Source organism: Streptomyces sp. NPDC031274 (genome assembly GCF_055570235.1).
Map to the genome: position 1 here is coordinate 552,098 of NZ_JBVIHP010000001.1, position 25,618 is coordinate 577,715.

At 69.9% G+C, this 25,618-nt stretch carries 20 protein-coding genes; 5 read left to right on the forward strand and 15 right to left on the reverse strand.

What is annotated here, in order from left to right:
* Positions 1 to 31: 31 nt before the first annotated feature.
* From ACZ5CR_RS02515 to ACZ5CR_RS02530, 4 genes are all read right to left on the reverse strand, one after another.
* Complete coding sequence (locus ACZ5CR_RS02515) at positions 32 to 724, reverse strand: response regulator transcription factor (protein ID WP_468852806.1); 693 nt, start codon at positions 722 to 724, stop codon at positions 32 to 34.
* Positions 721 to 1,863 carry a sensor histidine kinase gene (locus ACZ5CR_RS02520; RefSeq protein ID WP_468852808.1) on the reverse strand — a complete coding sequence of 381 codons (1,143 nt, stop codon included), beginning with the start codon at positions 1,861 to 1,863 and terminating at the stop codon, positions 721 to 723. The genes ACZ5CR_RS02515 and ACZ5CR_RS02520 overlap by 4 nt, the downstream gene beginning before the upstream one ends.
* Positions 1,860 to 2,372: a DUF1453 domain-containing protein gene (locus ACZ5CR_RS02525; RefSeq protein WP_468852810.1), complete on the reverse strand. Its 513-nt coding sequence runs from the start codon at positions 2,370 to 2,372 to the stop codon at positions 1,860 to 1,862. The genes ACZ5CR_RS02520 and ACZ5CR_RS02525 overlap by 4 nt, the downstream gene beginning before the upstream one ends.
* Positions 2,373 to 2,551: 179 nt before the next feature.
* Positions 2,552 to 4,675, reverse strand: a complete 2,124-nt coding sequence (locus ACZ5CR_RS02530; protein WP_468852812.1) for a DNA gyrase/topoisomerase IV subunit B — start codon at positions 4,673 to 4,675, stop codon at positions 2,552 to 2,554.
* Positions 4,676 to 5,115: 440 nt separating this feature from the next.
* Here ACZ5CR_RS02530 and ACZ5CR_RS02535 point away from each other — a divergent pair, with 440 nt between their 5' ends.
* Complete coding sequence (locus ACZ5CR_RS02535; RefSeq protein ID WP_160507629.1) at positions 5,116 to 5,343, forward strand: DUF7455 domain-containing protein; 228 nt, start codon at positions 5,116 to 5,118, stop codon at positions 5,341 to 5,343.
* A 168-nt stretch (positions 5,344 to 5,511) separates the two neighbouring features.
* On the opposite strand, the gene ACZ5CR_RS02540 is transcribed toward ACZ5CR_RS02535, so the two are convergent.
* The 6 genes from ACZ5CR_RS02540 to ACZ5CR_RS02565 form a co-directional block, all read right to left on the reverse strand.
* Positions 5,512 to 6,342 carry a S1 family peptidase gene (locus tag ACZ5CR_RS02540; RefSeq protein WP_468852814.1) on the reverse strand — a complete coding sequence of 277 codons (831 nt, stop codon included), beginning with the start codon at positions 6,340 to 6,342 and terminating at the stop codon, positions 5,512 to 5,514.
* A gap of 164 nt (positions 6,343 to 6,506) precedes the next feature.
* The gene (locus ACZ5CR_RS02545) at positions 6,507 to 8,054 is read right to left on the reverse strand and encodes an RNA polymerase sigma factor (protein ID WP_389913006.1); all 1,548 of its coding nucleotides are present in this window, start codon (positions 8,052 to 8,054) and stop codon (positions 6,507 to 6,509) included.
* Positions 8,055 to 8,474: 420 nt separating this feature from the next.
* Positions 8,475 to 9,362 carry a FadR/GntR family transcriptional regulator gene (locus ACZ5CR_RS02550; protein ID WP_468852816.1) on the reverse strand — a complete coding sequence of 296 codons (888 nt, stop codon included), beginning with the start codon at positions 9,360 to 9,362 and terminating at the stop codon, positions 8,475 to 8,477.
* 161 nt (positions 9,363 to 9,523) lie between these two features.
* The gene (locus ACZ5CR_RS02555; RefSeq protein WP_468852818.1) at positions 9,524 to 11,560 is read right to left on the reverse strand and encodes an ABC transporter ATP-binding protein; all 2,037 of its coding nucleotides are present in this window, start codon (positions 11,558 to 11,560) and stop codon (positions 9,524 to 9,526) included.
* Positions 11,561 to 11,761: 201 nt separating this feature from the next.
* Positions 11,762 to 12,523 (reverse strand): NUDIX hydrolase, encoded by a 762-nt coding sequence (locus ACZ5CR_RS02560; RefSeq protein WP_468852819.1) that lies wholly within the window; start codon positions 12,521 to 12,523, stop codon positions 11,762 to 11,764.
* A 311-nt stretch (positions 12,524 to 12,834) separates the two neighbouring features.
* Complete coding sequence (locus tag ACZ5CR_RS02565; protein WP_468852821.1) at positions 12,835 to 13,728, reverse strand: NADP-dependent oxidoreductase; 894 nt, start codon at positions 13,726 to 13,728, stop codon at positions 12,835 to 12,837.
* Positions 13,729 to 13,798: 70 nt separating this feature from the next.
* On the opposite strand from ACZ5CR_RS02565, the gene ACZ5CR_RS02570 reads away from it, so the two are divergent.
* The gene (locus ACZ5CR_RS02570) at positions 13,799 to 14,377 is read left to right on the forward strand and encodes a TetR/AcrR family transcriptional regulator (RefSeq protein ID WP_468852822.1); all 579 of its coding nucleotides are present in this window, start codon (positions 13,799 to 13,801) and stop codon (positions 14,375 to 14,377) included.
* A 182-nt stretch (positions 14,378 to 14,559) separates the two neighbouring features.
* Here ACZ5CR_RS02570 and ACZ5CR_RS02575 read toward each other — a convergent pair whose 3' ends face one another.
* Both ACZ5CR_RS02575 and ACZ5CR_RS02580 read right to left on the reverse strand, forming a co-directional pair.
* On the reverse strand, positions 14,560 to 16,620 hold the full coding sequence (locus tag ACZ5CR_RS02575; protein WP_468852824.1) for a glycogen debranching N-terminal domain-containing protein: 2,061 nt from the start codon (positions 16,618 to 16,620) through the stop codon (positions 14,560 to 14,562).
* Between the two features lie 276 nt (positions 16,621 to 16,896).
* On the reverse strand, positions 16,897 to 18,285 hold the full coding sequence (locus ACZ5CR_RS02580) for a DUF4192 domain-containing protein (RefSeq protein ID WP_468852826.1): 1,389 nt from the start codon (positions 18,283 to 18,285) through the stop codon (positions 16,897 to 16,899).
* A gap of 133 nt (positions 18,286 to 18,418) precedes the next feature.
* Here ACZ5CR_RS02580 and ACZ5CR_RS02585 point away from each other — a divergent pair, with 133 nt between their 5' ends.
* Entirely contained in the window at positions 18,419 to 20,608 is a 2,190-nt protein-coding gene (locus ACZ5CR_RS02585; protein WP_468852828.1) for a RecQ family ATP-dependent DNA helicase, read from the forward strand.
* A 212-nt stretch (positions 20,609 to 20,820) separates the two neighbouring features.
* The gene (locus ACZ5CR_RS02590) at positions 20,821 to 21,459 is read left to right on the forward strand and encodes a hypothetical protein (RefSeq protein ID WP_468852829.1); all 639 of its coding nucleotides are present in this window, start codon (positions 20,821 to 20,823) and stop codon (positions 21,457 to 21,459) included.
* Between the two features lie 191 nt (positions 21,460 to 21,650).
* On the opposite strand, the gene ACZ5CR_RS02595 is transcribed toward ACZ5CR_RS02590, so the two are convergent.
* From ACZ5CR_RS02595 to ACZ5CR_RS02605, 3 genes are all read right to left on the reverse strand, one after another.
* Complete coding sequence (locus ACZ5CR_RS02595) at positions 21,651 to 22,325, reverse strand: hypothetical protein (protein WP_468852831.1); 675 nt, start codon at positions 22,323 to 22,325, stop codon at positions 21,651 to 21,653.
* Between the two features lie 77 nt (positions 22,326 to 22,402).
* The gene (locus ACZ5CR_RS02600; protein WP_468852832.1) at positions 22,403 to 23,104 is read right to left on the reverse strand and encodes a ribonuclease HII; all 702 of its coding nucleotides are present in this window, start codon (positions 23,102 to 23,104) and stop codon (positions 22,403 to 22,405) included.
* A 47-nt stretch (positions 23,105 to 23,151) separates the two neighbouring features.
* Entirely contained in the window at positions 23,152 to 23,766 is a 615-nt protein-coding gene (locus tag ACZ5CR_RS02605; protein ID WP_468852834.1) for a TetR/AcrR family transcriptional regulator, read from the reverse strand.
* A 126-nt stretch (positions 23,767 to 23,892) separates the two neighbouring features.
* Here ACZ5CR_RS02605 and ACZ5CR_RS02610 point away from each other — a divergent pair, with 126 nt between their 5' ends.
* Entirely contained in the window at positions 23,893 to 25,449 is a 1,557-nt protein-coding gene (locus ACZ5CR_RS02610) for an MFS transporter (protein ID WP_468852836.1), read from the forward strand.
* Positions 25,450 to 25,618 lie beyond the last annotated feature (169 nt).

The window sequence follows — 25,618 nt, forward strand, 5'->3', positions numbered from 1 at the left end:
ATCAGGTGACGGACCTCGTCAAAGACCGCACTCACGTGGACCTGGCGCTCGGCGGCTTGGCGAGACCGTGCCCGTAGGCGTAACGAACAGCTTGCGCTCGGTCCTTGAGCCCCGTCTTGGCGAAGAGGTTGTTGATGTGCGTCTTCACCGTCGCGGTGGAGACACACATCTCTCGGGCGATCTCCTGATTCGTCATTCCCTCGGCGATCAGGACGAGCACTTCGGTCTCGCGCGTGGTGAGACCGTCGGGCGGCTCCACCGCGGGCGCGGGCTGCTCGGACTCCGAGAGCCGCTCCAGCAACCGCCGTTGGATCTGTGGCGAGAGACCCCCGTTGCCGGAGAGCACGTCCTCGACGGCCCGCACGATCTCGTCCCCACCGGCGTCCTTGGTGAGATAGCCCCGTGCGCCGGCTCTCAGCGCCGGGAAGAGCGAGTCGTCGTCGGCGAAGGTGGTCAGCACGACGACCTGTGTCCCCGGGTACTCGGCGCGGATACGGCGGGTGGCCTCCGCGCCGTCGACCCTGGGCATGCGCAGGTCCATCAGGACGACGTCCGGCGCGAGTTCGGCGACGAGCCGGACGGCCTCCTCGCCGTCTCCCCCGGAACCGACGACCTCGATGCCGGGCAGCAGCCCCAGCAGCATCACGATCCCCTCGCGCACCACTGTCTGGTCGTCGACCACGATCACCCGCGCCGGCGCCTTGGCGCCGCCCTCCGCCGTCATGTGGGCACCTTCAGCGTCACGATGAAGCCCTCCTCGCCAGGCCCGGCCGTCAGGGACCCGCCCAGCAGCTCGGCTCGCTCCCGCATTCCGAGCAGACCGTACCCGGCTCCGGAAGCGGCGAGCTCGCCCGGCGGCCCGCCCGAATCCTCTACGTCCAGGGTCACTTCACCCTCCCCGTACGCCAGGCGTACGAACACGGTGGCGCCCGGCGCGTGCTTGCGGACGTTCGTCAGGGCCTCCTGCGCGACACGGCGCACCGTCTGGGACGCCTCGGCGGGCAGAGGGCGCCGCGCCCCCGTCACGGACACCGAGGCCTTGTCCGAGGCGACCAGTTCGTGAAGGAAATCCTCGACGGGCGTCATCTCGCCGCGCAGCGCGGAGAGCGCCTGCCGGGTCTCCGCGAGCCCTTCGCGGGCCATGGACCGCGCCGCCACCACGCGATCGAGAATCTGATCGCGTGTCGCATCCCCCTCGATCAGCAGACGCGCCGCCTCCAGGTGGACCATCTGCGCGGAGAGGCTGTGCGCGAGCACGTCGTGGATCTCCCGGGCGATGCGGGCCCGCTCGGCGAGCGCGGCCGTCTCGGCCTCCGCCGTGCGAGCGGCCCGCTCCTGGGCCAGCAGCCTCTGGGCATTGCCCCGCGCGTCGGCGTCGAGCCGCAGGGTGTACCCGGCCAGCGCGAGCCCGATGACGATGAGGCTCGTGACGAGCCAGTTGTCGTTGTTGTACGCCGCGAACCCGGCCAGCGCGACAAGCGCGCAACCCGCGGCCGCCAGAAGCGGCAGCCGCTCCAGGGCCAGGACCCCCGTACTGCACCAGAGGACGAGCGCAAGCACCCTCCAGTCGCCCGCCTGCGCGGCATACCCGGCCCCCATCAGCAGGAGCAGCAGAGTGACCGAGGGCCACAACCGACGATCGAAGGAGGTGCGGAAGAACGCCCAGGCAAGCCCGCAGCAGAGCAGGACCAGGCCGACCCCGGCCACCAGGCGCCAGCCCCTGTCGTGATGGAACGCGTTCCACAGCAGGCCGACGGCGATCACCACCCGCAGGACTCTGACGAACCACAGCCGGGCGACGCTCTGCCCTCCCCGGGTGAGCCCTTCCCGGGAGGGCCATCTCATCCACCGGTCCGAGATCACACGGGGTCCTTCCGCATCGGCTCGTATGCCGCGTCCGCAACACCGTACGACGGGCGGAACAGGCCGGCCCGCTGCACCAGCATGCCGCTCCGCACAAGCAGCGTGGCCGCGAGCGCCAGCATCAGAGCGGCACTGCCCTGCCGCACGCCCAGCAGCGCGCCGAGACCGAACAGGCCGAGCCGCAGCCCGATCCCGACCCCCCAGACGAGGGCGGTGGCCTTGGTGCCCTTGCCCCACACGGCACCGTCCGGCGCCGTCCACACATACGTGGTCCGCGCCCAGCCGAAGCCCATGGCCAGAGCGACCACCAGCTCCGCACCGAGCAGGGCGACGGACAGCGCGTGGTGATGGGGATCCAGCACGTCGGGCTTGCGCACGGCCATGAAGACCAGCACGGCAGGTATGACCCACCAGCGCCTGTCCGCGGTGATCTGCTGCGCCTTGAACTGGCGCACGATCACCAACGCGACGACGGCGCAGACCACCAAAACATTGGCGAGCCCAGACATGACGGCCTCCGTGGGGCGAAAGAGTTCGGAGCCGATCCGAGGAGGATCGACGCCTTCGACGCTACGGAAAAGACCTGGTCAGGACATCGGAGCAGGGGTGGAACGTGGGTGGAGCCGAGGGCTCCACCCACGGGTGGAGTGCGTTCGCACGGGCGGGACGCACCCGTTTCACGCGAGCGCTACGCGTCGATGCGCGAGCGGTCCAGCGTCGCCGCCGAGCTCGTGATGAACTCCTTGCGGGGCGCCACGTCGTTGCCCATCAGCAGATCGAAGACCTGCTCGGCGGCGTCCAGGTCGCCGATGTTGACCCGCCGCAGGGTGCGGTAGCGGGGGTCCATGGTGGTCTCCGCGAGCTGGTCCGCGTCCATCTCGCCGAGGCCCTTGTAGCGCTGGATGGAGTCCTTGAAGCGGATCCCCTTGCGCTGGTACTCCAGCAGCGTCTCGCGCAGCTCGTTGTCCGAGTACGTGTAGACGTACTTGTCCTGGCCCTTCTTCGGCTGCACCAGCTCGATGCGGTGCAGGGGCGGCACGGCCGCGAAGACCCGGCCCGCCTCCACCATCGGGCGCATGTAGCGCTGGAAGAGGGTGAGCAGCAGAATCCGGATGTGCGCGCCGTCGACATCGGCGTCGACGAGGAGAATGATCTTTCCGTAGCGCGCCGCGTCGATGTCGAAGGTCCGGCCGGACCCTGCCCCTATGACCTGGATGATCGCGCCGCACTCGGCGTTCTTCAGCATGTCCGTCACGGACGCCTTCTGAACGTTGAGAATCTTGCCGCGGATGGGCAGGAGGGCCTGGAACTCGGAGTTCCGCGCCAGCTTGGCGGTGCCGAGCGCCGAGTCGCCCTCGACGATGAAGAGCTCGCTGCGCTCCACGTCGTCGCTGCGGCAGTCGGCGAGCTTCGCGGGCAGCGAGGAGGATTCCAGGGCCGTCTTGCGGCGCTGGGCGTCCTTGTGCTGACGGGCCGCGATGCGCGTGCGGGCCGCGGCGACGGCCTTCTCCATCACGGCGCGCGCCTGCGCCTTGGCGTCGCGCTTGGTGGACGTCAGGAACGCCTTGAGCTCCTTGGCGATGACGTTGGCGACGATGCGGTTGGCCGCCGAGGTGCCGAGCACCTCCTTGGTCTGGCCCTCGAACTGCGGCTCGGCCAGACGGACCGTGACGACCGCGGTCAGCCCCTCCAGGGCGTCGTCCTTGACGATGTCGTCCTCGGCGACGCGCAGCACCTTCTGGGTGCGCAGCGCCTCGTTCATCGTCTTGGTGAGGGAGCGCTCGAAGCCCGATACATGGGTGCCGCCCTTGGGGGTGGCGATGATGTTGACGAAGGACCGCAGCGTCGTGTCGTAACCCGTGCCCCAGCGCATGGCGACGTCCACGGTGAGATCACGCGTGACCTCGGTGGGGGTCATCTGACCATGGTCGTCGAGGACCGGGACGGTCTCCTTGAAGCTGCCCTGCCCGGTGAGGCGAAGGACGTCGCAGACGGCCTTGTCCTGGGCGAGGTACTCACAGAACTCGCTGATGCCGCCGTCGAAGCGGAAGGACTCCTCGCCCTTGCTGCCGCCGTCGCCGAGGCCGTACTCGTCGCGTACGACGATGGTCAGGCCGGGCACCAGGAAGGCGGTCTGCCGGGCGCGCTGGTGCAGCGTGTCCAGGTTGAGCTTGGCGTCCTTCAGGAAGATCTGCCGGTCGGCCCAGTAGCGCACGCGCGTGCCGGTGCGGTTCTTGGGGATCTTCTTCGCCTTGCGCAGCTTGGCCGACGAGTCGAAGTCGGCATCGGGGCCGGGCTTGGCGAAGGCGCCGGGGACACCGCGGCGGAAGCTGATCGCGTGGGTGTGCCCAGCGCGGTCCACCTCGACGTCGAGGCGCGCGGACAGGGCGTTCACCACGGAGGCACCCACACCGTGCAGGCCGCCGGAGGCGGCGTAGGAGCCACCGCCGAACTTGCCGCCCGCATGGAGCTTCGTCATGACGACCTCGACTCCGGAGAGGCCGGTCTTGGGCTCGACATCCACCGGGATGCCTCGGCCGTTGTCCCGGACCTCTACGGAGGCGTCGTCGTGGAGGATGACTTCGATGTGGTCGCAGTAGCCGCCCAGGGCCTCATCGACGGAGTTGTCGATGATCTCCCAGAGGCAGTGCAGCAGGCCACGGCTGTCCGTCGACCCGATGTACATGCCCGGACGCTTGCGAACGGCCTCGAGCCCCTCCAGGACGAGCAGGTGCCGCGCGGTGTAGTTGGAACCGTCCCGGTCTGCTCCGGTCAGCAACGCTGTGGACGGCACGGACGTCTCGGCGGTCACGCGGTTCGCTCCTCGCTGAATTTCAAATGGGGTCCTTTGGGGTACGGCCCCGACTTCGGTTGCCGCTCAGAGGGTACCGAGGCCTGGTAGAGCCGTTGTAACGCCACCCTCGTCTCAACTCACACTAGTCCAGTGCCGCACGCTTGTTCGATCCCTCAATGGAGTGAAGCGCACGTCACGTTCCCTTCCAGGCATGAACCATTTAGGCTCCGGGCACGTCCTCATGAACAACCGGCAACCCAGCCGGTGGACGACCGACCTGACAGACAGCGCGAAACCGTACGACACGTAAGAGACGTAATACGGCACATTCGCCGCCAACCGGCAGCAGACAGCCGCCTCGGAAAAAACTTCGAGGAAAAGCCACGAGCGGGAACGTTTTCGGCCTGGTTGGATGTTGACCCTGGTACGACAGCTCGTCGAGCTAGAGAAGAGGCGACGTGACTACTGTTCTGACCCCCGCGAGCCCCCTGACGGCCGCTGATCGCTGCGACCGCTGCGGCGCCCAGGCATACCTGCGCGTCGTCCTGTTGAGCGGCGGTGAACTGCTCTTCTGCGCCCACCATGGCCGCAAGTTCGAGCCGGAACTCAAGAAGATCGCCGCTGAGATACAGGACGAGACGGAGCGGCTTACGGCCGTCCCGGAAACCAATGACGAGGATCGCTGACACCTCGCCCCCACGACGAGCCATCCGGCGCACTCCAGGCCGGTGACCGGGCGGCCGACCCTGCCAACCCCAGGGGCGGCCGCCCGCTCTCGTCACACGGCCGCCCAGGCACCTTCTCGGCGGTCCCACGCGGCGTTCCACTCTCCCCGCGTTGCGAATTCCGCAGTCTCAGCCCTGCAGGGGCATGTCCCGCGCGACGCCCGAGATCCGCGTGTAGACCCCCGGGCTCCCAGCCCGCCCGCAGCCGCTGCCCCACGACACGAGGCCGATGAGCCGCCCGTGTGCGACAAGCGGGCCGCCGCTGTCCCCCTGGCAGGCGTCACGCCCGCCCTCGACTTCCCCGGCACACAGCATGGACGCGGCCGCGTACGTACCGTCGGAGCTGCCCGGGTAGGCCTTCCCGCACGTCGAGTCAGGCAGTACCCGTACGGGCGCGGAGCGCAACGTACGCGCGTAATCACCCGCCCCCGTCGTGTCACCCCACCCGAAGACAGCCGCGCGCGTGCCGGGCTCGTACGCCGAGTCACCCTCCCCGGCCATGCTGATCGCGTAACTCTTCGGAAGCGGGCTCGCGAGAGACAGGACCGCGACGTCTCCGGAGTTCGAGGAGCTGTCGTACTCCGGGTTGACCGACGCCTCGCGCACCGGGATCTCGCGGCCGGCCGACGTACTCAGGTCGTCACGGCCCGCGATCACCTTCAGGTCGCTCATCTTGCGCAGCGGCACTCCGAGGACTTCCTCGCCCATGCAGTGCGCCGCGGTGAGGACGGTCGTGGGACCGACCACCACACCTCCGCAGAACTGCCCCGAGCGCGTACCCCCGAACCGGTCACGACTGGACAGCGCCACCACCCAGGGGTTGTCGGCCACCCGGACCGGGCTGCCCCCGATGACGATGCTGTCGGCCGCCGCGGGGGCCGGAGAGGCCAGCGGCAGCACCGCCACCGGTGCGACAAGGGCCAATGCCGCCGTAAATGTTCGGGCGAAAGGACGAGGCATGCGATCTCCTCACTTTGGGTTGCCATGGCACACCCACAGTGATCCAGTGCGGCACACCCCGCACCCGCGCCACGCACGTCCGAGCCAGGGCGAACTCATCGGACAAACAGAAGGACCCGAAGCCTCGCACGAGGTTTCGGGTCCTTCTTGTGGAGCGCTGGTGACTAGTCGAGGTAGTCGCGCAGAACCTGCGAACGCGACGGGTGACGCAGCTTCGACATCGTCTTCGACTCGATCTGACGGATGCGCTCACGCGTCACTCCGTAGACCTTGCCGATCTCGTCGAGGGTCTTCGGCTGGCCGTCGGTGAGACCGAAGCGCATGGAGACCACGCCCGCCTCACGCTCGGACAGGGTGTCGAGCACGGAGTGCAGCTGCTCCTGAAGGAGCGTGAAGCTGACCGCGTCGGCCGGAACGACCGCCTCGGAGTCCTCGATGAGGTCACCGAACTCGCTGTCGCCGTCCTCACCCAGGGGGGTGTGGAGGGAGATCGGCTCACGGCCGTACTTCTGGACCTCGATGACCTTCTCCGGGGTCATGTCGAGTTCCTTGGCCAGCTCCTCCGGGGTGGGCTCGCGGCCCAGATCCTGGAGCATCTGGCGCTGCACGCGCGCGAGCTTGTTGATGACCTCGACCATGTGCACCGGGATACGGATGGTGCGGGCCTGGTCGGCCATGGCGCGAGTGATCGCCTGACGGATCCACCAGGTGGCGTACGTGGAGAACTTGTAGCCCTTGGTGTAGTCGAACTTCTCGACCGCGCGGATCAGACCGAGGTTGCCCTCCTGGATGAGGTCCAGGAAGAGCATGCCGCGGCCGGTGTAGCGCTTGGCCAGGGAGACCACCAGGCGGAGGTTGGCCTCCAGGAGGTGGTTCTTGGCGCGGCGCCCGTCCTCGGCGATGATCTCCAGCTCGCGCTTGAGCTTCGGTGCGAGCTTGTCAGCGTTCGCCAGCTTGTCCTCGGCGAACAGGCCGGCCTCGATGCGCTTGGCGAGCTCGACCTCCTGCTCCGCGTTGAGGAGCGGGACCTTGCCGATCTGCTTCAGGTAGTCCTTGACGGGGTCGGCGGTGGCACCGGCCGCGGCGACCTGCTGGGCCGGGGCGTCGTCCTCGTCCTCGTCGGAGAGCACGAAGCCTGCCTGGGGACCCTCCTCCGTGGACTCGCCCTCACCGGGCTTGCCCTTGGCGGGCGTCTCCTCGGTGGCCTCGTCGTCCAGGATCTCGTCGTCTTGCTTGGACGCACTCTTCTTCGCCGTCGCCTTCTTGGCGACGGTCTTCTTGGCGACGGCCTTCTTTGCCGTCGTCTTCTTGGCGGCGACCTTCTTCGCGGGCGAGTCCTCAGCTGCGACATCTACGGCCGACGCCTCGGGGGCGGCGGTCGCGGTGGCCTGCTTAGCCGTGGTCGTCTTGGCCGCGACGGTCTTGGTCGCGGTGCGCTTGACCGGGCTCTTCGCTGCGACGCTCTTGCGGGGGCGCTTCGGCTCCGCGGCACTGACCATCAGCGTCACACCCTCTTCCTCGAGGATCTGGTTGAGGCTGCGCAGAACGTTCTTCCACTGAGTGGCCGGAATCTGGTCAGCTTCGAAGGCACGACGCACGTCATCGCCGGCGATCTGCCCATCAGCCTTTCCCCGCTCGATGAGCGCCATGACAGAAACGGATTCGGCGATCTCCGGCGGGAGCGTACGGGATGTGCTGGCCGACACGAACAACCTCTCGGAACGTTGGAAAACGGCTTCCGGCCCCGTCCATTGTGGACCAGGACCGACGACCGACGACTGGGGATGGGCCGACGGCGCAGGCGGGGCCGGGGAGCTACACAGCGTCGCGAACGACTGCTGTATTCCCTCCTCGGCTATCACCTCTTAGGTCATCGCGCTGCCCCGAGGAGCGTTACGCCCAATCTACGTGGCCCGAGTCACACCCCGTAAGCACCCAAAAGCGTCCAGATGCGGTCAGAAGTGTCCAAATCTAGGCTCTGGTGACCGCCCTGACGGCAACGACCGCGTCGCCGGGTCTCTGCCTGATCCCCGAGGGCCCCACAGAGGCCCGGCGACGGTACCGCGCCGACGGAGTGATGAGGTCGGGCCGCGAGGCGCATGAGCCGGCCGTACGGACGCAGACCCGGCCGGTCAGTGCTCGCGGGGGGCGGGCACGACGCGCTCCACCTCCGGGTGGACGGTGAGCAACTGCCGCATGGCCGCTTCGGCGCCCGGTCCGTCGCCCGCCCCCAGAGCGTCGACGATGCGCGAGTGGTGGGCCAGCGATGCCTCGGTGGGACGGTCGCAGCCGGTGATCGGGCCACCGGAGACCTGGAGTGCGGCCGAGACGATGCCGGACAGGTGCTCCAGCATGCGGTTGCTCGCGAGCTGGATGAGCAGCGAGTGGAACTCCGCGTCGGCGCGGGAGAAGGTGATCCCGTCGCCCTGGCTCAGGGCATGGCCCATGATCTCGACCATGTCGGCGAGCCGCTGCTGCACCTCCTCGCGGCCGTGGCCCGCGGCGAGCCGGGCGGCGAGGGGCTCGATCGTCCAGCGAAGCTCGCCCAGTTCGCGGCGCTGGTCGTCGCGCTGCGGCCCGAACGCGCGCCACTCGATGATGTCCGGGTCCAGCAGGTTCCAGTCGCTGACGGGGCGCACGCGCGTGCCGACATTCGGCCTCGCACTGACCAGGCCCTTGGCTTCAAGTACGCGCAGCGATTCCCGCACGACGGTGCGGGAGACCTCGAAACGCTGGCCGATCTCCTCGGGGACCAGCGGACGGTCGGCGCCCAGGTCGCCGGAGACGATCATCTGACCGAGCTGCTGGACGAGTTGGCCGTGCAGTCCACGGCCACGGTTTCCTGCGGTGCGTCGGCCCACGCGGCCGAGGTCGTGGTCGGCGCCCTCCCACGGGGGCGCGACGACGCGGTCGGCACCAGGGGCCTCCGCGTAGGGGTAGCGGTCGAGTTCGCCCGGGCCGGCGAGACCGGAGTCTGCGGAGCGGGCGGCGGTCATCATGGTGTGCGCAAGGGTACTCACGGATCCTTTGTCGGCGTGGCTCCCAAGTCCCTTGAGGTCTTTGGTGAAAAGCACACGAAAGGGTGATCGCTTACCCCGCCGCACTTGACGCCTTGTCGGAAAGAAATGGCCGTTCTCCCAGGAGTTGTGCGCAGCACGGGAACGGAAGCGCCGGGTGATCATTATCGAGCTCTGCTGCGCATCCCCGTGAGCAGATATGCGCAGAGCAGAGCGGTCAGTGACAACATCAGTGCGCTGCCAACAGGTTGGGCGACCATCCGGACTCCGCCGGCCAGATATCGCTCGACACCGAACGGCCACTGCACCAGCGCGAGGTCGCGCAGCCTCCCCGGCAGCCCCGCCGCCGATCGCACAGACGGTCCCTCCAAGGCTTTTTGTACGAGCGGTACGACGACGATCGGCACCGCGAGAACAGCGGCGAGGCCTGCCGTCGTGGACCGGAAGACTCCGCCGGCGAGCACCCCCGCCCAGGCGCAGCCCACCACCAGAGCGATCCAACTCGCGCTCAGGGAAAGCCAGTCAGCGGGAACTTTCGCGAGCTCGTCGCCGTATACCAAGTGGAGCAGCGCGGTGTCGGAAGCCAGGACGAGCAGGCTCAGCAGGAGAGCCGTGGCCGCCGCGACGATCAACTTGGCACAGAGCAGCCCCAAGCGGCGGGGGACGGTGCCCCGGTCGACGGCGAGGGCGGGATGACGGAACTCCTCACCGAAGGCGAGCGCGCCGAGCAGTCCGGCGCCAAGCGCTGCGGGCGGCAAGGGGAGTTCCTGGGGCCAGGCGGCCAGCAGGAGCGGTTGCGGCGTGTGACCGCTCCTTGCGAGGAAGACGCAGAGGACGGCGGAGACGGCCAGCACGACGGCCGCGGTGAGGTACCCGGTGCCGACACCGGCGACGCGGTGCAGCTCGTAGCGCAAGGGACGAAGGGGGCCGCGGGCGGGGCGGATCGAGATGGGGGGCGGCAAGGAGGACGGGGCCACGGGGGCCTGTGGGGCAGTGGTGGCACGGGGATCGGTGGTGGCGGGTGGCTCCGTGGTGGCGAGCGGGATGAGGATCTTGGTCGTGGACACGGTCTCGGTGCCGGATCCGGGGCCGGGGCCGGGGCCGGGGCCGGTCTCGGACCCGGCACCGGCCCCGGGTAGCACGTCAGCCGCCTCGGCCGGCCTGTCCCCCGCCGGGGGCTTCCCTGCCAGGCTTCCTGCCGCGCCCCCGCGTGACATCTGCCCCGTATCCACGCCCGTGCCGCCAGCAGCCGCAGCAGCCCCACCGGAGACTTCGACTCTCCGTTCGGTCGCGGGCGTGGCCGACGGCGTCGGCGCCACAGCGGCAGGCCCCGCATCCCCGATCTCATCGGCGAGTTGGTGGACGAGGATTCCGTGGCGGAACGCCGTCTCTCCGACATCGGCGCAATTGCTGCCGTACACCGAAAGCCTGTTGCCGTCCTCCTTCACCACCTCGATGGAGCGCCGCCCCGCGCGGGCCTCCTTGGACAGCAGGGCGCCCAGGCGCGCCGCGTGTGGACTGCGCACCGCGACACGGGGGCGCAGCCGGGTGCGGGCGAAATCCCCGGCTTCCTGGTCGGCGACCAGACGGCCCGCTTCCAGCGTGACGACCCGGTCGGCGCTCCGTGCTGCCTCCTTGGGGTCGGCCGTGGAGAACAGGACCGTTCCCCCCTGGGAGGCGTGCGCGCGCAGCACGTCGTGCAGCCACCCGCCCTCCCGGGCCGAAAGCCCGTCGGCGGGACCGTCGAGGACGAGCGTGTGCGGGTCGGCGAGCAGCGCGCAGGCCAGGCCGAGACGCCGGTCCATGCCGCGCGAGAGCGTGCCGAGCCGCTGATCACGGAGGCTGACGAGACCGACGACTTCGAGTACGTCGTCGGCGCGCTGGACGGGAACACCGGCGGCAGCGCACAGCATGCGCAGCTGGCCGCGGACCGTGCGGCCGGGATGCCCCGGCACCTCGCCCAGAAGGACGCCCACCTCGCGGGAGGGGTGGGCGATGCGGTGCAGCGGACGCCCTCTGAAGTAGGTGACCCCTCGGCCCTGTTGGATTTCGAGCATGAGTCTCAGCGCCGTCGTCTTGCCGGCGCCCTGTGCGCCGAGCAGCGCCGTGACACGGCCCGTTCGCGCCTCGAAGGACACGTCGTCGACGGCGGGTGGCTGCTCCTGGCGGAGATTGCTGGTCAGTCCGATGGCCTGGATCATCGCTTCTCTCGCGGGATGTGCGACCGCTCGGCGGCCAAGGTTCGTCCGCCGGGTCGGGGACGGACGAACCCCGTGGGTACTTCAGCAAGATAACGCGATATTTCCGTCATTTCGGTCAGGGCGTGGGTCGCGGGTGTCCATCACGCGACCATCGCGCGGTCAGACCGACGGGTGACCAGCGCGTGCCGCGCGGCTCGGACCTCAGACTTCGGGGCGCAGCATCGGCGGGTTGAGCAGCGTCGCGCCGCCCGCGCGGAAGAGCTGGGCGGGGCGGCCGCCCTGACGGGTGGTCGTACCGCCGGTGGGAACGAGGAAGCCAGGCGTCCCGGTCACCTTGCGGTGGAAGTTGCGCGGGTCGAGCACGACGCCCCACACGGCCTCGTACACCCGGCGCAGCTCTCCGACGGTGAACTCGGGCGGGCAGAAGGCCGTCGCGAGGGACGAGTACTCGATCTTCGAACGGGCGCGCTCCACGCCGTCCGCCAGGATCTGCGCGTGATCGAAGGCCAGCGGCGCCGCCTGCTCGCCCTCACGGCCGTATCCGCCCTGATGGAGCAGTGCCTCGACCGGCGCCCAGCGTGCGCTTTTCGCATCACCACCGGCTCGTGGTGCGGGCAGATCGGGGGCGAGCGCGAGATGGGCGACGCTCACGACCCGCATCCGCGGATCGCGCTTGGGATCGCCGTACGTGGCGAGCTGCTCCAGGTGCGCGCCGTTCGCCTGGACCGGAGTGTCCCGATCGTGGGCACACAGCCCCGTCTCTTCGACCAGCTCCCGCGCGGCGGCCGCCGACAGGTCCTCGTCGTCGCGCACGAATCCGCCGGGGAGCGCCCAGCGGGCCTGGAACGGCGACTCACCCCGCCGCACGGCAAGCGCGCAGAGCGCGTGGCTGCGCACGGTCAGCACGACCAGATCGACGGTGACAGCGAAGGGCGGGAAGGCCGACGGGTCGTAGGGCGACATGCCGCGATCATAGTCGTCTGCCTGACGATAAACAGCTCCTCCGGCATCCGATCCTGGTTCCAGCTTCTGCGGCCTCAAGAACATTTCCGCGCGACCATGAGCACCACTCGAACGCGGCGGAGCGCCCGGGAAAAGGCCGGAGCGCGCACAAGAGCCCCACGCCGCCGATTCGGCATGCGGACGGGTCGACTCGGCGAAGTCCGTTTCAATGAAACGCGGTTGAGAGACTTCGCCGAATCGGAGCTACCAGGAAATCAGCTTGCCGGGCCTCGCCGGGCAGGGCCGGGCAGTGCAGCCCCGCAGGCAACGGCTCAGATGACCACGACCCGGCGCCCACGCGTGTGACCGGCCTGGCTGTCGATGTGCGCCTGAGCGGCCTCGGCGAGCGTGTACGACTTCTCGACCGGGATATGGAGCTTCCCCCGCGAGATGAGACCGGCGGCCTCGGCGAGCGCCGCCGGCACGCTCCCGGCCACGCCGGAGAATCGGACACCGAACTCCGGCGCACCGAGATCGGCGATGGAGATCACCTTCTGCGGATCCCCGGTCAGCTCGACGAGTTCGCGGATCACGCCCGAGCCGGCCAGGTCGAGAGCCGCGTCGACACGGCCGAGCTGCCGCACCCGCTCGACCCAGCCCTCGCCGTACGTCGTGGCGACGGCTCCCAGGCCACGCAGATAGTCCTGGTTCGCGGTCCCGGCCGTGCCGATCACCGCGATGCCGCGGTCGCGGGCGATCTGCAGCACCGCCGACCCGACTCCCCCCGACGCGCCGCTGACCAGCAGCGTCTGCCCGGGCTGCACACCGACCTCGCGGATGATGCGCAGCGCGGTCTCCACTACGGAGGGGTAACCGGCCGCCTCTTCGAACGTCAGCCCCTCGGGCATACGCGCCCAGGCCGACAGCACGGCGAACTCGGCATAGGTGCTGCCACCTTCACCGAACACGTGATCGCCGATCTCGACCCCTTCGACGCCCTCGCCGACCTCGTCCACCACCCCGGAGGCGTCAAGACCGACTCCGGCGGGCAACTCGATCGGATGGGCCCCCAGGACCTGACCTTCACGGACCCTCCAGTCAACGGGGTTCACACCTGCCGCCCGCACGGCGATACGTATCTGGCCGGGGCCCGGGTGGGGCTCCTCGGCTTCCAGGAGTTGCAGAACGTCCGGACCACCGAACTCGGCGAAGCTCACTCTCTTCATACCGACGACCGTAGCACTAACCGTTAGTCTTTAAAAACGGTTAGTGTTTCGTACCTGATAGCATCAGCGCATGACAGTGCCGTCCGGACGCCGAGAGCGTAAGAAGGCCGCGACCCGCCAGAAGATCGCTGACACCGCCCTGCAGCTTTTCCTGGAACGGGGGTACGACGCGGTGGGCATCCGTGACGTGGCCGCCGAGGCCGACGTGGCCGTCACCACGCTCTTCTCCCACTTCGCCTCGAAAGAGGCCCTGGTGTTCGAGCAGGACGAAGACTTCGAGAAACGCCTCACTCAGGCAGTCACCGGCCGGGCGCCGCATGAACCGCTCATCGCTGCGCTGCACCGCGAGATCCAGGCCTTGGTGCGACATTGCACGGCGAACGACGCCGCCCCGATCTTCCGGATGATCGACGCATCACCTGCCCTGCGTAAGTACGACGAGTCGATGCAGCTGCGCCATGCGGAGTCGCTGGCAACGGCCATCGCCGCCGATCTCGACCTGTCACAGACCGCAACGGCCTGCCGGACGATCGCGAGGTTCGTGATCGACGCCTATGCGCTGGCCCGTGAGGCGGACGATCCGGAGGCCGCGGTGGACGAGATCTTCCGCATGATCGAGGCGGCCTGGGAGATCGGCCGCCCTTCCTGACGCGCGCGCGGCGCTGTTCCTCTCTTGCAACGTGCGCGCGGCGCTGTTCGACCCTCGCCGTGCGCGCGGGGCTGTTCCTCCCTCCCCGCCCGGCTGGAGTCACCGGGTCCTGCGTCAGAAGTCACCGAGTCCTGCGTCAGATGTGTGCACCCCACACCCGCCGCAGGCCTCCCCCCCGCGGGTCAGACCCCCAACTGCAGTCCGTCGGCGGCCTCCTCGACCATGGCGAGACCGAGCCTGCTGACGCGCACCGCGAACGGGGCACCCGCGACACACAGCGCCGTCAGCCCCAGCTCCCCCAAAGGTGCGCTGCTAACGGGCCTCAGCGTCACCGTGCCCGACGGGGCGTCGGGCCGGATCCCGGCGAGCGCCGTGAGGAGCTGTACCCCGGCGGCCGCGGAGACAGCCGACGGACTGCAGGCAGCGGGATGCGGCAACGGAGCGCCGCCCTCCGTGCGCTGCTCCCCCGCGTACATCTCAGGCAGCCGGTAGCCGAACGTCTCGGCCGCCGCCATCACCCCCCGCAGTAGTCCACTCGCCTCCTTCTCGTATCCGGCGGCGGCCAGACCCGCGACGGCGACCGACGTCTCATGGATACGGACCGCTCCGCCACGATGCCCGAAAGGGTTGTACGCGGGTTCCTTGACGCCCAAACTCCGCAGCCCCCACCCCGAGTCCATGTCGGGGCTGCCCAGCAGCCGGGCAAGCTGCTCGGTCTGCACCTTGTCGAGCAGCCCCGGTGCCAGCGCACCGGACCCGAGCAGGCCGGTGTCGAGGAGGTGGGCGGCACCACCGGTGAGGAGGGAAACGGGGCGGCCGTCGGGCATGCAGGCCGCGGCGGGTCGGCCGCCCGTCCGGTCCTCCACCCAGAAGTTCTCCCGGAAGGCGCCTCGCAGTCGCTCCGCCCACTGCCGCAGGTCGGTGCCGCCCGCACGGCCGTGCGCGTCGAGCAGGTCGGCTCCGAGCAGCGCGGCTCGGTGGGCATGGGCCTGGGTCTCGCATCGCGCGGGGCCACCCGGATACGGGTCCGGCAGCCGTACTCCGTCGCCGACCGCCGCAAGCAGCCATCGCAGGCAGCGCTCGGCCGTCGGCAGCAACTCCTCCGTCTCCTGCGCCGAAAGTCCCCAACGCCACGCCTCCGCCAGCAGCACCGGGAAGAGCAGTGTCGCCTCGATCCCCGTGCACCCGGGCGGCAGATGCAGACCCTTGTTGCGCACCGGTCCGGGGATCATGCCCGCCCGCGGCCCCTTGCCCGCGAGCTGACGGCGGGCGAGCGTACGCAGCGTCCCCAACGCGATCCGGGTGCCGATCGGCAAGGTCATCCGGGCGGCCGCGAGCGCCTCGGCCGGAGCGAGACCACAGCGCCATGGTGCCCCCGCGGCCAGATGGACATCGGTCGGGTGCTCGGGGTCCCGCATCAGCAACGCCTGGAGATCCTCCACTGATCGTTCCAGCAGAGCCCGGGCCCTGGGATCGTCGCCCGCTGCCCGTGCCGTGGTGAGGGAGCGCGAGGCGCCGTGTCCGACCGCCCGCACCGGACCCGCGCCCTCCGTACGCACCCGTAGCTCCAGACTCCAGGTGCCGCCCGGTGGCAGCTCCACCTCCCAGCGCAACAGCCCCGCGGAGGCCAGCGCGTCCGCGGGCGCCGGATGCGCGGTAACCGCACAGTGGCCGGCCGGGGAGGACCAGCGCATGCCGGAGTCGTGGACGCTGGCGGGCAGTTCGGGACCGGTGTTGCCGGACGCGATCGCTCCGAGCTCCGCCAGATCCGTGCCGAGGGACACCTCCACGGGCAGCCGCAGGAGACGGCCCGTGCCGCTGGTCAGGACGATCCGCTCCGTACCGTCCGCGTACCGGGTCCGCTCGACGATCACATCCGGATCCGGACCGCCGTCCGCGGACGTACGCAGTGTCGCGACGAAGCGGACACGGTCGGCCGAGAGCATCCGGGCCTGCACGACCACCGGCTCGCGCCCCGCCACCCGCACTTGGCAGCGGGACAACAGCCTGCGCCCCGCGCGGTAGAACCCCTCGAGTCCGCGGCCGGTCAGCTGCCCCTGATCCGTAGAGATCGCGAGCGCGGGCATGGCCACACAGATCAGCGCGTCGTGCGCGGGCGGCAGCTGGGCGGGGCGACGCGGCGCGGCAGCCGGGGCCTGCCCGCCGGGCAGGCGCGATGGAGTCGGCGCGGGTCGCTGGGGACCCTCTCTGCCGGAGACAGGAGACGGGGCGGGCAGGGACATGAGGCGGCTTCTTCCGCGCTGTCCGCGCTACGGGGATTCGGAGGTCGTACGGCGGCTCGACCCAGGCACAGGTACCGCCACTCAGGTGAACGGACCGCCCCCGCCCCAGGTCACGCCCACGGAACACGAAGCCACTCGGTCGGCCCCGGTCTCCCCCGCGAGGCACCCACGCCGGTACCCATCTCGCCCCATCCCGCTCGCCCTCCCTGAAGCCTGCCCTGAGGGCTGCCTTCAGGACTGCCCTCAGGGCTGCCCTCAGGCGACGAACTCCCGCGTTCATGTGTCGTTCCTCGCCGCGCGCCGGGTGGTGTGACGGCGGTTCCGCGGCCCTGTGCTCGGCCTCTCGGCGGCCCGTGCACCAGTGCCGCTCTTCGGCCGTGAGGGGCGGCTGCGGCGTCGGGAGGCGGCACCCACCGGCGGCCCTCCCGCGGAGTCCAAGGTCTCCACTGGTACGGGCAGTTCGGTCTGCACACCCGACGCGCCACGGTCAGTTCGTTCCCTTCGCAAGCAGCGGCGGATCGGCTCAGGGTCCAGATCTCCGGCGCAGGCATGGTGCAGGAGTTGCGCGAAGGTGTAGCTGGGGTCGGCACACAGCGCCATGGCCAGGGCTTCCTGCCCCTCCGTGGCATCACCGAGGGACCAGGCGACCCAGCCAGCGAGGGACAGGGGAGCCGCGGCGTGCTCTGCGTAGGCGCCGACGCAGCGGCGGGCCAGGACCCTCCAGAGACGGAGTGCCGTCGCCGCGGCGTCGCCCTCCATCCATTCCGCCGCCTGATCACGAGTCGTACGGTCCTGCAGCCCGAGGATCAGCGCCGCGGCTTCGTCGTGGGCGAGAAGTTCGTCGTCCTGGAGATCCGCCTCCAGCCTGTCGACGACCGTCGGTGCCGCAGCCATACGCGCCATGATCCGGCGGGCCAGGTCGAGCGTGTCAGCGGCGACCTCGGCGTGCCCGTCCTCGTCCAGGATCCGGCGCACGATCGCCAGGCCCGCCGCGTCGAGAGCGGCCTCCTGGTCCGCCGCGGCGACGGATTCCCAGGGGGTGAGGCGCGCCCGCATCTCCCTTGGTGTGACACCCACTTGGACGCCGGCGTAGGCCGTGGCCGCGGCCAGGACCGACGTGCCCGGCCGCATCAGCGATACGCCTTCCGGCGGGCAGCACTCCTTGTTCGGGCAGCAGTAGGTCCAGAAACTGTCCGCCGAGATGCACACGACCTCGAACACGGGGACGTCGAGGCTTCCGCAGGCGGTGCGGAGCACTTGCGCAAGCGGTCGCAGGCGCTCCATGACCTGCCGTCCGGATTCGGCACCCACAGGCTCCGCGCACAGGAAGGCGACAATGCCGTCAGGCCGGGCCCCGCGCCGCTCGCAGCCGCCCACCAGACACTGGGCGAGCTGCTCCGCGATGGGTGGCCAGTCCTCAGCGCGCCCGGGGATACCGAGGCGCACACGGCCACCCAACCGCCCCCGCTCGCCGTGCAGAGCGATGAGGACGACGCTCTCCTCGGGCCGGAACCCGAGCAAGTACGGAAGGGCATCCGCGAGTTCGGCCGGGGTGCGCAGGGTGACCAGGGTCTCGTCGCCGGAATCAGTGGAGCGGGTGGAATCGATGGAATCGGTGGAGTCGATGGAATCGATCGGGTCGTTCTGTTCGCTGTGGTTCGCCATGCGCCGACTCTCCCGCGGATCGCCAGATTCCGGTTTGGCCTGTGGATAACTGCGATCAGGGGCACGCCAAGAGTTATCCACAGGCCGGTGGACTCGTTCGCCTAATGTCAGACCCATCGGGTTGCATGGGGGCATGACCAACGAAGATCTGCGCACGGCGGCCGATGCCGTACTCGCCCGCCTCGTCGGCGGCCCCGCCCCCGAAGACGGCGAGGCGGCGCCGTCGGACGGTCCACGACTGCGCGAGGATCAGTGGCGCGCGATCGAGGCGCTGGTCGCCGACAAGCGCCGGGCCCTGGTCGTACAGCGCACGGGATGGGGAAAGTCCGCCGTGTACTTCGTCGCGACCGCGCTGCTGCGGGAGCGTGGCAGCGGCCCCACCGTGATCGTCTCCCCCTTGCTCGCGCTCATGCGCAATCAGGTGGAGTCGGCCGCGCGAGCCGGAATCACCGCCCGCACGATCAACTCCTCCAACACGGAGGAGTGGGAGACCATCCAGGCCGAGGTGGCCTCCGGCGACGTGGACGTTCTCCTCGTCAGCCCGGAGCGGCTGAACAACCCGGACTTCCGCGATCAGGTCCTGCCCAAGCTCGCCGCGGCGACCGGCCTGCTCGTGGTCGACGAGGCGCACTGCATCTCGGACTGGGGCCACGACTTCCGGCCCGACTACCGACGGTTGCGCACCATGCTCGCCGATCTGCCGCCGGGCGTCCCCGTGCTGGCCACCACCGCGACGGCCAACGCACGGGTGACGGCCGATGTGGCCGAGCAGCTGGGCACCGGCGGCAGCTCGGACGCGCTCGTGCTGCGCGGGCCTCTCGACCGCGAGAGCCTGAGCTTGAGCGTGCTCCAACTTCCCAACGCCGCGCACCGGCTGGCCTGGCTCGCCGACCACCTGGACGAGCTGCCGGGCTCGGGAATCATCTATACGCTCACCGTCGCCGCCGCCGAGGAGATCACCGCCTTCTTGCGCCAGTGCGGGCACACCGTCACCTCGTACACCGGTAAGACGGAGAACGCGGACCGGCAGCAGGCCGAGGAAGACCTCCTCGCCAACCGGGTGAAGGCCCTGGTAGCCACCTCCGCCCTGGGCATGGGCTTCGACAAGCCGGATCTCGGCTTCGTGGTGCATCTCGGCTCCCCCTCGTCCCCGATCGCCTATTACCAGCAGGTCGGCCGCGCGGGCCGTGGTGTCGATCACGCGGAGGTGCTCCTGCTTCCGGGCAAGGAGGACGAAGCGATCTGGAACTACTTCGCCTCGCTCGCCTTCCCTCCCGAGGAGCAGGTCCGGCGCACGCTGGACGTCCTCGCGCAGGCGGGAAGGCCGCTGTCGCTGCCCGCCTTGGAGCCGCTGGTCGAGCTGCGCCGGTCACGGCTCGAGACGATGCTCAAGGTCCTCGACGTGGACGGCGCCGTCCGGCGCGTCAAGGGCGGCTGGACCTCCACTGGGATGCCCTGGGCGTACGACGCCGAGCGCTATGCCTGGGTCGCCAAGCAGCGGCAGACGGAGCAGCAGGCGATGCGTGATTACGCCACGACTCCCGGCTGCCGGATGGAGTTCCTGCGGCGGCAGCTGGACGACGAGGCAGCGACACCCTGTGGGCGCTGCGACAACTGCGCGGGCGCGCGCTTCACCGATGCCGTGTCCTCCGGGGCACTGGACACGGCTCGGGGCGAACTGGTCCGTGCGGGTGTTGACGTGGAACCCCGGAAGATGTGGCCGACCGGGCTCGCCGCCGTCGGCGTCGACCTCAAGGGGCGTATCCCCGTGGGCGAACAGGCCTCCCAGGGCAAGGCCTTGGGACGGCTCTCTGACATCGGATGGGGCAACAGGCTCCGGCCGATGCTCGCCCCGCAGGCCCCTGACGGACCGGTGCCCGACGACGTGGCGACGGCCGTGGTCGGCGTGCTCGCCGACTGGGCGAAGGGCCCCGGCGGCTGGGCATCGGGCAACGCCGACGCCCAGGCGCGGCCTGCCGGTGTCGTGGCCATGTCCTCGCACACGAGGCCCCAGCTGATCCAGTCACTTGGCGCACGGATCGCCGAGATCGGCCGTCTCCCGCTCCTCGGCTCCATCGAGTACGCCGCCGGAGCCGATACGGCACATGTGCCCAGGAGCAACAGCGCGCAGCGCCTGCGCGCCCTCGACGGGGCGCTGACCGTGCCCCCCGAGCTCGCGGCGGCACTCCAGGAAGCGGGCGGTCCCGTTCTGCTCGTCGACGATCTGACGGACAGCGGCTGGACCCTGGCGGTGGCCGCGCGCATGCTCCGCCGGGCCGGTGCCAAGGGGGTGTTGCCGCTGGTCCTGGCCGTACAAGGCTGACGCAAGCGTCGATGTGGGCCGCCTTGGGCAGGGATATAGGCGGCGCATCATCAGATACTGGTCGGCGGACCCGATTGCTCGTTGCCGCAAGGCAGTACGACGGGAAGAATTGGTGCTGCTCCCCGCGCGCCTCCCCGTGGTCCGGCAGGGCTGTGCCGCGGTGCGCTCCCCAGTCCGACCCGCCCTATGGGCGCGTAGCCGAAGGGAGGACCGTGACCTTCGGATTCGCTCCGTTCGCTGCGGCATCGATGTCGGAGTCTTCGACGTCGGCTGAGATGTCCGCCGATTCCACCAACCGACTGGCCCGGATGCTAGAGCCCGCGGAGTGGTCAGCCGCGGGAATTCCCCTGCTGCGCAATCCGCGTGAGGTCGTCAGCGGCCTGCACGCCCGGCATCGCCCGATGCCCGGGACAGCCGTCGTCGCTGTCCTCGATCCGGAGGAACGGCTCCGGGCGAGCGCTTCGTTCCCCCGACGGCCGAGCGCGGCGGACGGCTGGGTGTTCCGTAACGCGCTGCTCGCGCAGCTGCGTCGGGTCATCCCGCACGACCTGCGGCGCCGCACCCCGGTGCGCACCGCCGTCCTGCTCTACTGCCGTGACGGTGACGCGCGTTGGACGCAGGAGGACGGGGCGTGGATGTGGGGTCTGCGGGACGCCTGCACACTGCACGGGCTGCGGTGCGGTGCCTACATCACGCTGACCCGTGATGGCTGGCAGGTGCTCGGCGAGGGCCGTGGCGGCCGTCGGCCGAGTTCCGGCTCGCTCCCGGAGGCTTTCGCCGAGACCGATCCGCCGCCACCCCGCACCGGCGGCCCCGCGTCCGACGTCCTGCGCCGGGCGGCGGCACGCTGAGGCGTCCTTCGACCCGCCGCGCCGGGCGGGCCACAGGCATGGACCGGAGCGCTCGCCGCCCGCGTCACGCGGTACGCGACGCACACGGCTCGAAGCTCACCCGGCCATGCCACAGACGGACACCGACCACCCGACTTCGGAGACAGGCAGTCGAAGCCGGGACCCGGCGCGCAGGTGTCAGACAGTGAATGTCAGACGCCCGCGCCCAGCATCGCGTTGATCCGCTGCGGGTCACCGCAGACGATCAGCAGGGTTCCGGCCCGGGTGAGCGCCGTCGGCAGCGCGCCGACCGCGATCTCCTCGCTGCCGCCGTTGATGGCGACGACGACCACGGGGCGGGACACGGCACGGCCCAGGGCGGCGGCGTCGGCGTAGAAGACGTCGTCACCCGCGTCGTGCTGAGCCCAGTAGGAGGCCTCGCCGAACGACAGCTCGTGCGTGGCCCACGGGTGCGGGTCGCCGGTGGTGATCACCAGGACCTCACCCGGAGCACGGCCGGAGTCGAGCAGCAGGTCGACTGCTTCCTCGGCGGCGTCGAGCGCCCCCTCGGCGGAAGCCGGGATCAATTGGATCTGCGGAACCGAAGCACCGGCATCCGTCGCGGAGCCCGCAGGGGAACCGGCGGAAACGGCGGAAGGTCCGGAAGCAGCCGGGGCGGACGGCCCGGGCTTGGCGGCCGGTTCCTGCGACGTGCGCTGCGCCGGCGGCGTCGGCCGGGCGGGGCCCGGTCGGCCGGGACGCGGCACAGCCGCGGGACGCGGGCCGGGTACGGGGCGGGGGGTCGGCGTGATGCGGCCACTGGCCGGGGTCACGCGGGGACCCTGGGCACTCTCGTGAATCTGAGGCTCCTCGGGACTGAGAGGCATGCGTTGTTATTTATCAGACGCCGGTGCGAGTGGCACCGGCGGGTGGCACATGAGTGCGAGTAGAACTGCCGGAAGTGTCAGAAGTCGAAGCCAAGCTGGCCCTCGATTTCCGGAACGCTTCCATCCGCCCAGCTGCGGGCCTTCTTGAGGTGCCGCCACTGGGGCAGCGCATCAAGATACGCCCACGACATCCGGTGGTACGGGGTGGGCCCCCGCTCCGCCAGCGCGGCCTTGTGCACCGGCGACGGATAGCCGGCGTTGGCCGCAAAACCGAAGTCTGCATGTTCGATACCCAGTTCGGCCATCATTTTGTCGCGCCGAACCTTGGCGATCACCGACGCCGCGGCGACGGCCACACAGGATTGATCGCCTTTGATCACCGTACGAACCCGCCAGGGAATCCCGAGATAGTCGTGCTTCCCATCGAGGATCACCGCTTCCGGACGCACCGGCAACGCCTCCAGGGCGCGCCCGGCGGCGAGCCGCAGGGCGGCGGTCATCCCCATGTCGTCGATCTCCTCGGGCGAGGAGTGCCCCAGGGCATACGCCGTGACCCAGCTCTCCAGTTCCCCGGCGAGCGTCGTGCGCCGCTTGGGACTGATCAGCTTGGAATCGGTGAGCCCTTCGGGCGGCCTGCGCAGTCCCGTGATCGCCGCACAGACGGTCACCGGTCCCGCCCACGCGCCGCGCCCGACTTCGTCGACGCCGGCAACGATCTTCGCTCCGGTGGTAGCGCGAAGGGAGCGCTCGACGGTGTGGGTGGGAGGTTCGTACGGCATGGCGCCAGACAGCGTACGCCGCCGGACATCACCCGCGACACCCAGGTCTACCGACGGAGCAGCGGAACCATGACCTGGTCGATCAGTTCGGCGAATTCCTCGTCGCCCCATTCGCTCCCGCACACCTTGGAGCGGTACATCATCATCGCCGGAATGACGTCGCACACGTACGGGTCCACGGCCTCGGCGCGCACCTCTCCGCGCTCGACTCCACGACGTACGACCTCTTTGATCAACTCCACGCTCGGCTCGACGACCCCCGCGAAAATCACTCCATGGAACCGCTCGGCCGTCACCGTGTCGCATTCGTGAAGCACGGACCGGAGAGCGAAACCGGGCCGCGAGAACATCGCCGCACGCATCTGCCTGCACAGCTGGAGGAGGTCTTCCCTGACTCCGCCGCAGTCCGGCGCGGAGTCGAGTTTCGGGAGGCCGGCCTGCAGCGCGTCCACGACGAGGTCCTCCTTGGAGGGCCACCGGCGGTAGACCGCGGCTTTGCCGGTCTGCGCGCCTGCCGCCACCCCCTCCATCGTCAGGCCGTTCCAGCCGACGGTACTGAGCTGCTCGAGCGCGGCCTCGAGGATCGCCCGCTCCAGCACAGGGCCCCGTCGGCGCGAGGATGCCGTCTGAGCGGAGGCGGCGCTCCAGCGCGAAGTAACCATCGATATCTCTCCGTTGCGCAATTCGAGGCAGTGTCAGTGAACGGTTGCGTTCACTGATGGGGAGTCACTACCGTGGACGGGACAGTGAACGGGAGCGTTCACTAATGCTCTTGTGGGGGACCCATAGTGACAACCTCTCAGTTAGCTCAAGATCAGAAGCCCGGCGCCGCCCGCCGAGCAGGCCGGCCCGGAATCGCGCTAGCCGTCATCGCGGCCTGCCAACTCATGGTGGTCCTCGACGCGACGATTGTGAACATCGCGCTCCCGCACATTCAGGACGCGCTCAAATTCACCACCACTGACCTCACTTGGGTCGTCAGCGCGTACACGCTCACTTTCGGTGGACTGCTGCTCCTCGGCGGCCGCGCCGGTGACATCCTCGGCCGCCGCCGGGTCTTCATGACCGGCATCCTGGTCTTCACCCTCGCCTCGCTCCTGGGCGGATTCTCCCAGGAACCCTGGCAGTTGCTCGCCGCGCGGGCCTTGCAGGGCGTGGGCGGCGCGATCGCATCGCCCACCTCCCTGGCACTCATCACCACGACCTTCCCCGAAGGCCCCGAGCGCAACCGCGCGTTCGGTGTCTTCGCGGCCGTCTCCGCGGGCGGCGGCGCCATCGGTCTGCTGACCGGCGGCATGCTCACGGAGTGGCTCGACTGGCGCTGGGTGCTGTTCGTGAACGTACCCATCGGCATCCTGATCGCCTTCCTCGCCCCGCTCTACATCAACGAGTCCGAGCGCCATCCGGGCCGTTTCGACATCGCGGGCGCCCTCACGTCGACCCTCGGCATGGCCTCCCTGGTCTACGGATTCATCCGGGCGGCCGAGGAGGGCTGGCGCGACAACCTCACCCTGGCGTCGTTCGGCGCGGCGATCGTCCTGCTCCTGGCCTTCGCCCTGATCGAGAGCCGGGCGAAGGAACCGATCACTCCGCTGAAGATGTTCGCGGACCGCAACCGCTCGGGCTCGTACGTGATCATGCTGAGCCTGGCCGCGGCGATGTTCGGCATGTTCTTCTTCATCGTGCTCTTCGTCCAGAACGTACTGGGCTACACACCGATCGAAGCGGGCCTCGCCTTCCTGCCGATCACGGTCGCGATCGTGGCGGGCGCGGGCATCTCCCAACGGCTCCTTCCGGTCCTCGGCCCCAAGCCGTTCATGGTGACCGGTTCGGCCCTCGTGGCCCTCGGACTCGGCTGGCTGACCCTCATCGGCCCGGACAGTTCGTACGTGAGCGGAGTGCTCGGCCCGATGCTGGTGTTCGGCTTCGGCATGGGTCTGAACTTCGTGACCCTTACATTGACGGCCGTCTCCGGAGTGGCCCCACACGAGGCGGGCGCGGCATCGGGCCTGCTCAACGCGACACAGCAGGTAGGCGGTTCACTCGGCCTCTCCATCCTGACCACGGTGTTCGGCACGGCGAGCCGGAACGAGGCCAAGGAACAGATGGCGGACTTCATGGCGCACGCGTCGCCGCAGCAGAAGGCCGCGTTCGCCAAGACCGGTGAGCTGCCCGCTCCCTGGGGACCCGAAGTGCTGTCCCAGGGGATCTCGACGGCCTTCATACCGGCCGTCGCCATGGCCCTGCTCGCCCTGGTCACCGCCGTGGTACTGGTCCGGGTGCGCAAGAGCGACCTGGAGGCACTGTCCGGTACGGCCAGTGCGGCGGGGCCCGCAGGCGGCTGAGGGGGAGGCGTACGGGCCGGGCCTCCACAGCGGCGGGAGCTCCACAGCGGTGGGGGGGGGGGGGGGGGGGGGGGGGGGGGGGGGGGGGGGGGGGGGGGGGGGGGGGGGGGGGGGGGGGGGGGGGGGGGGGGGGGGGGGGGGGGGGGGGGGGGGGGGGGGGGGGGGGACG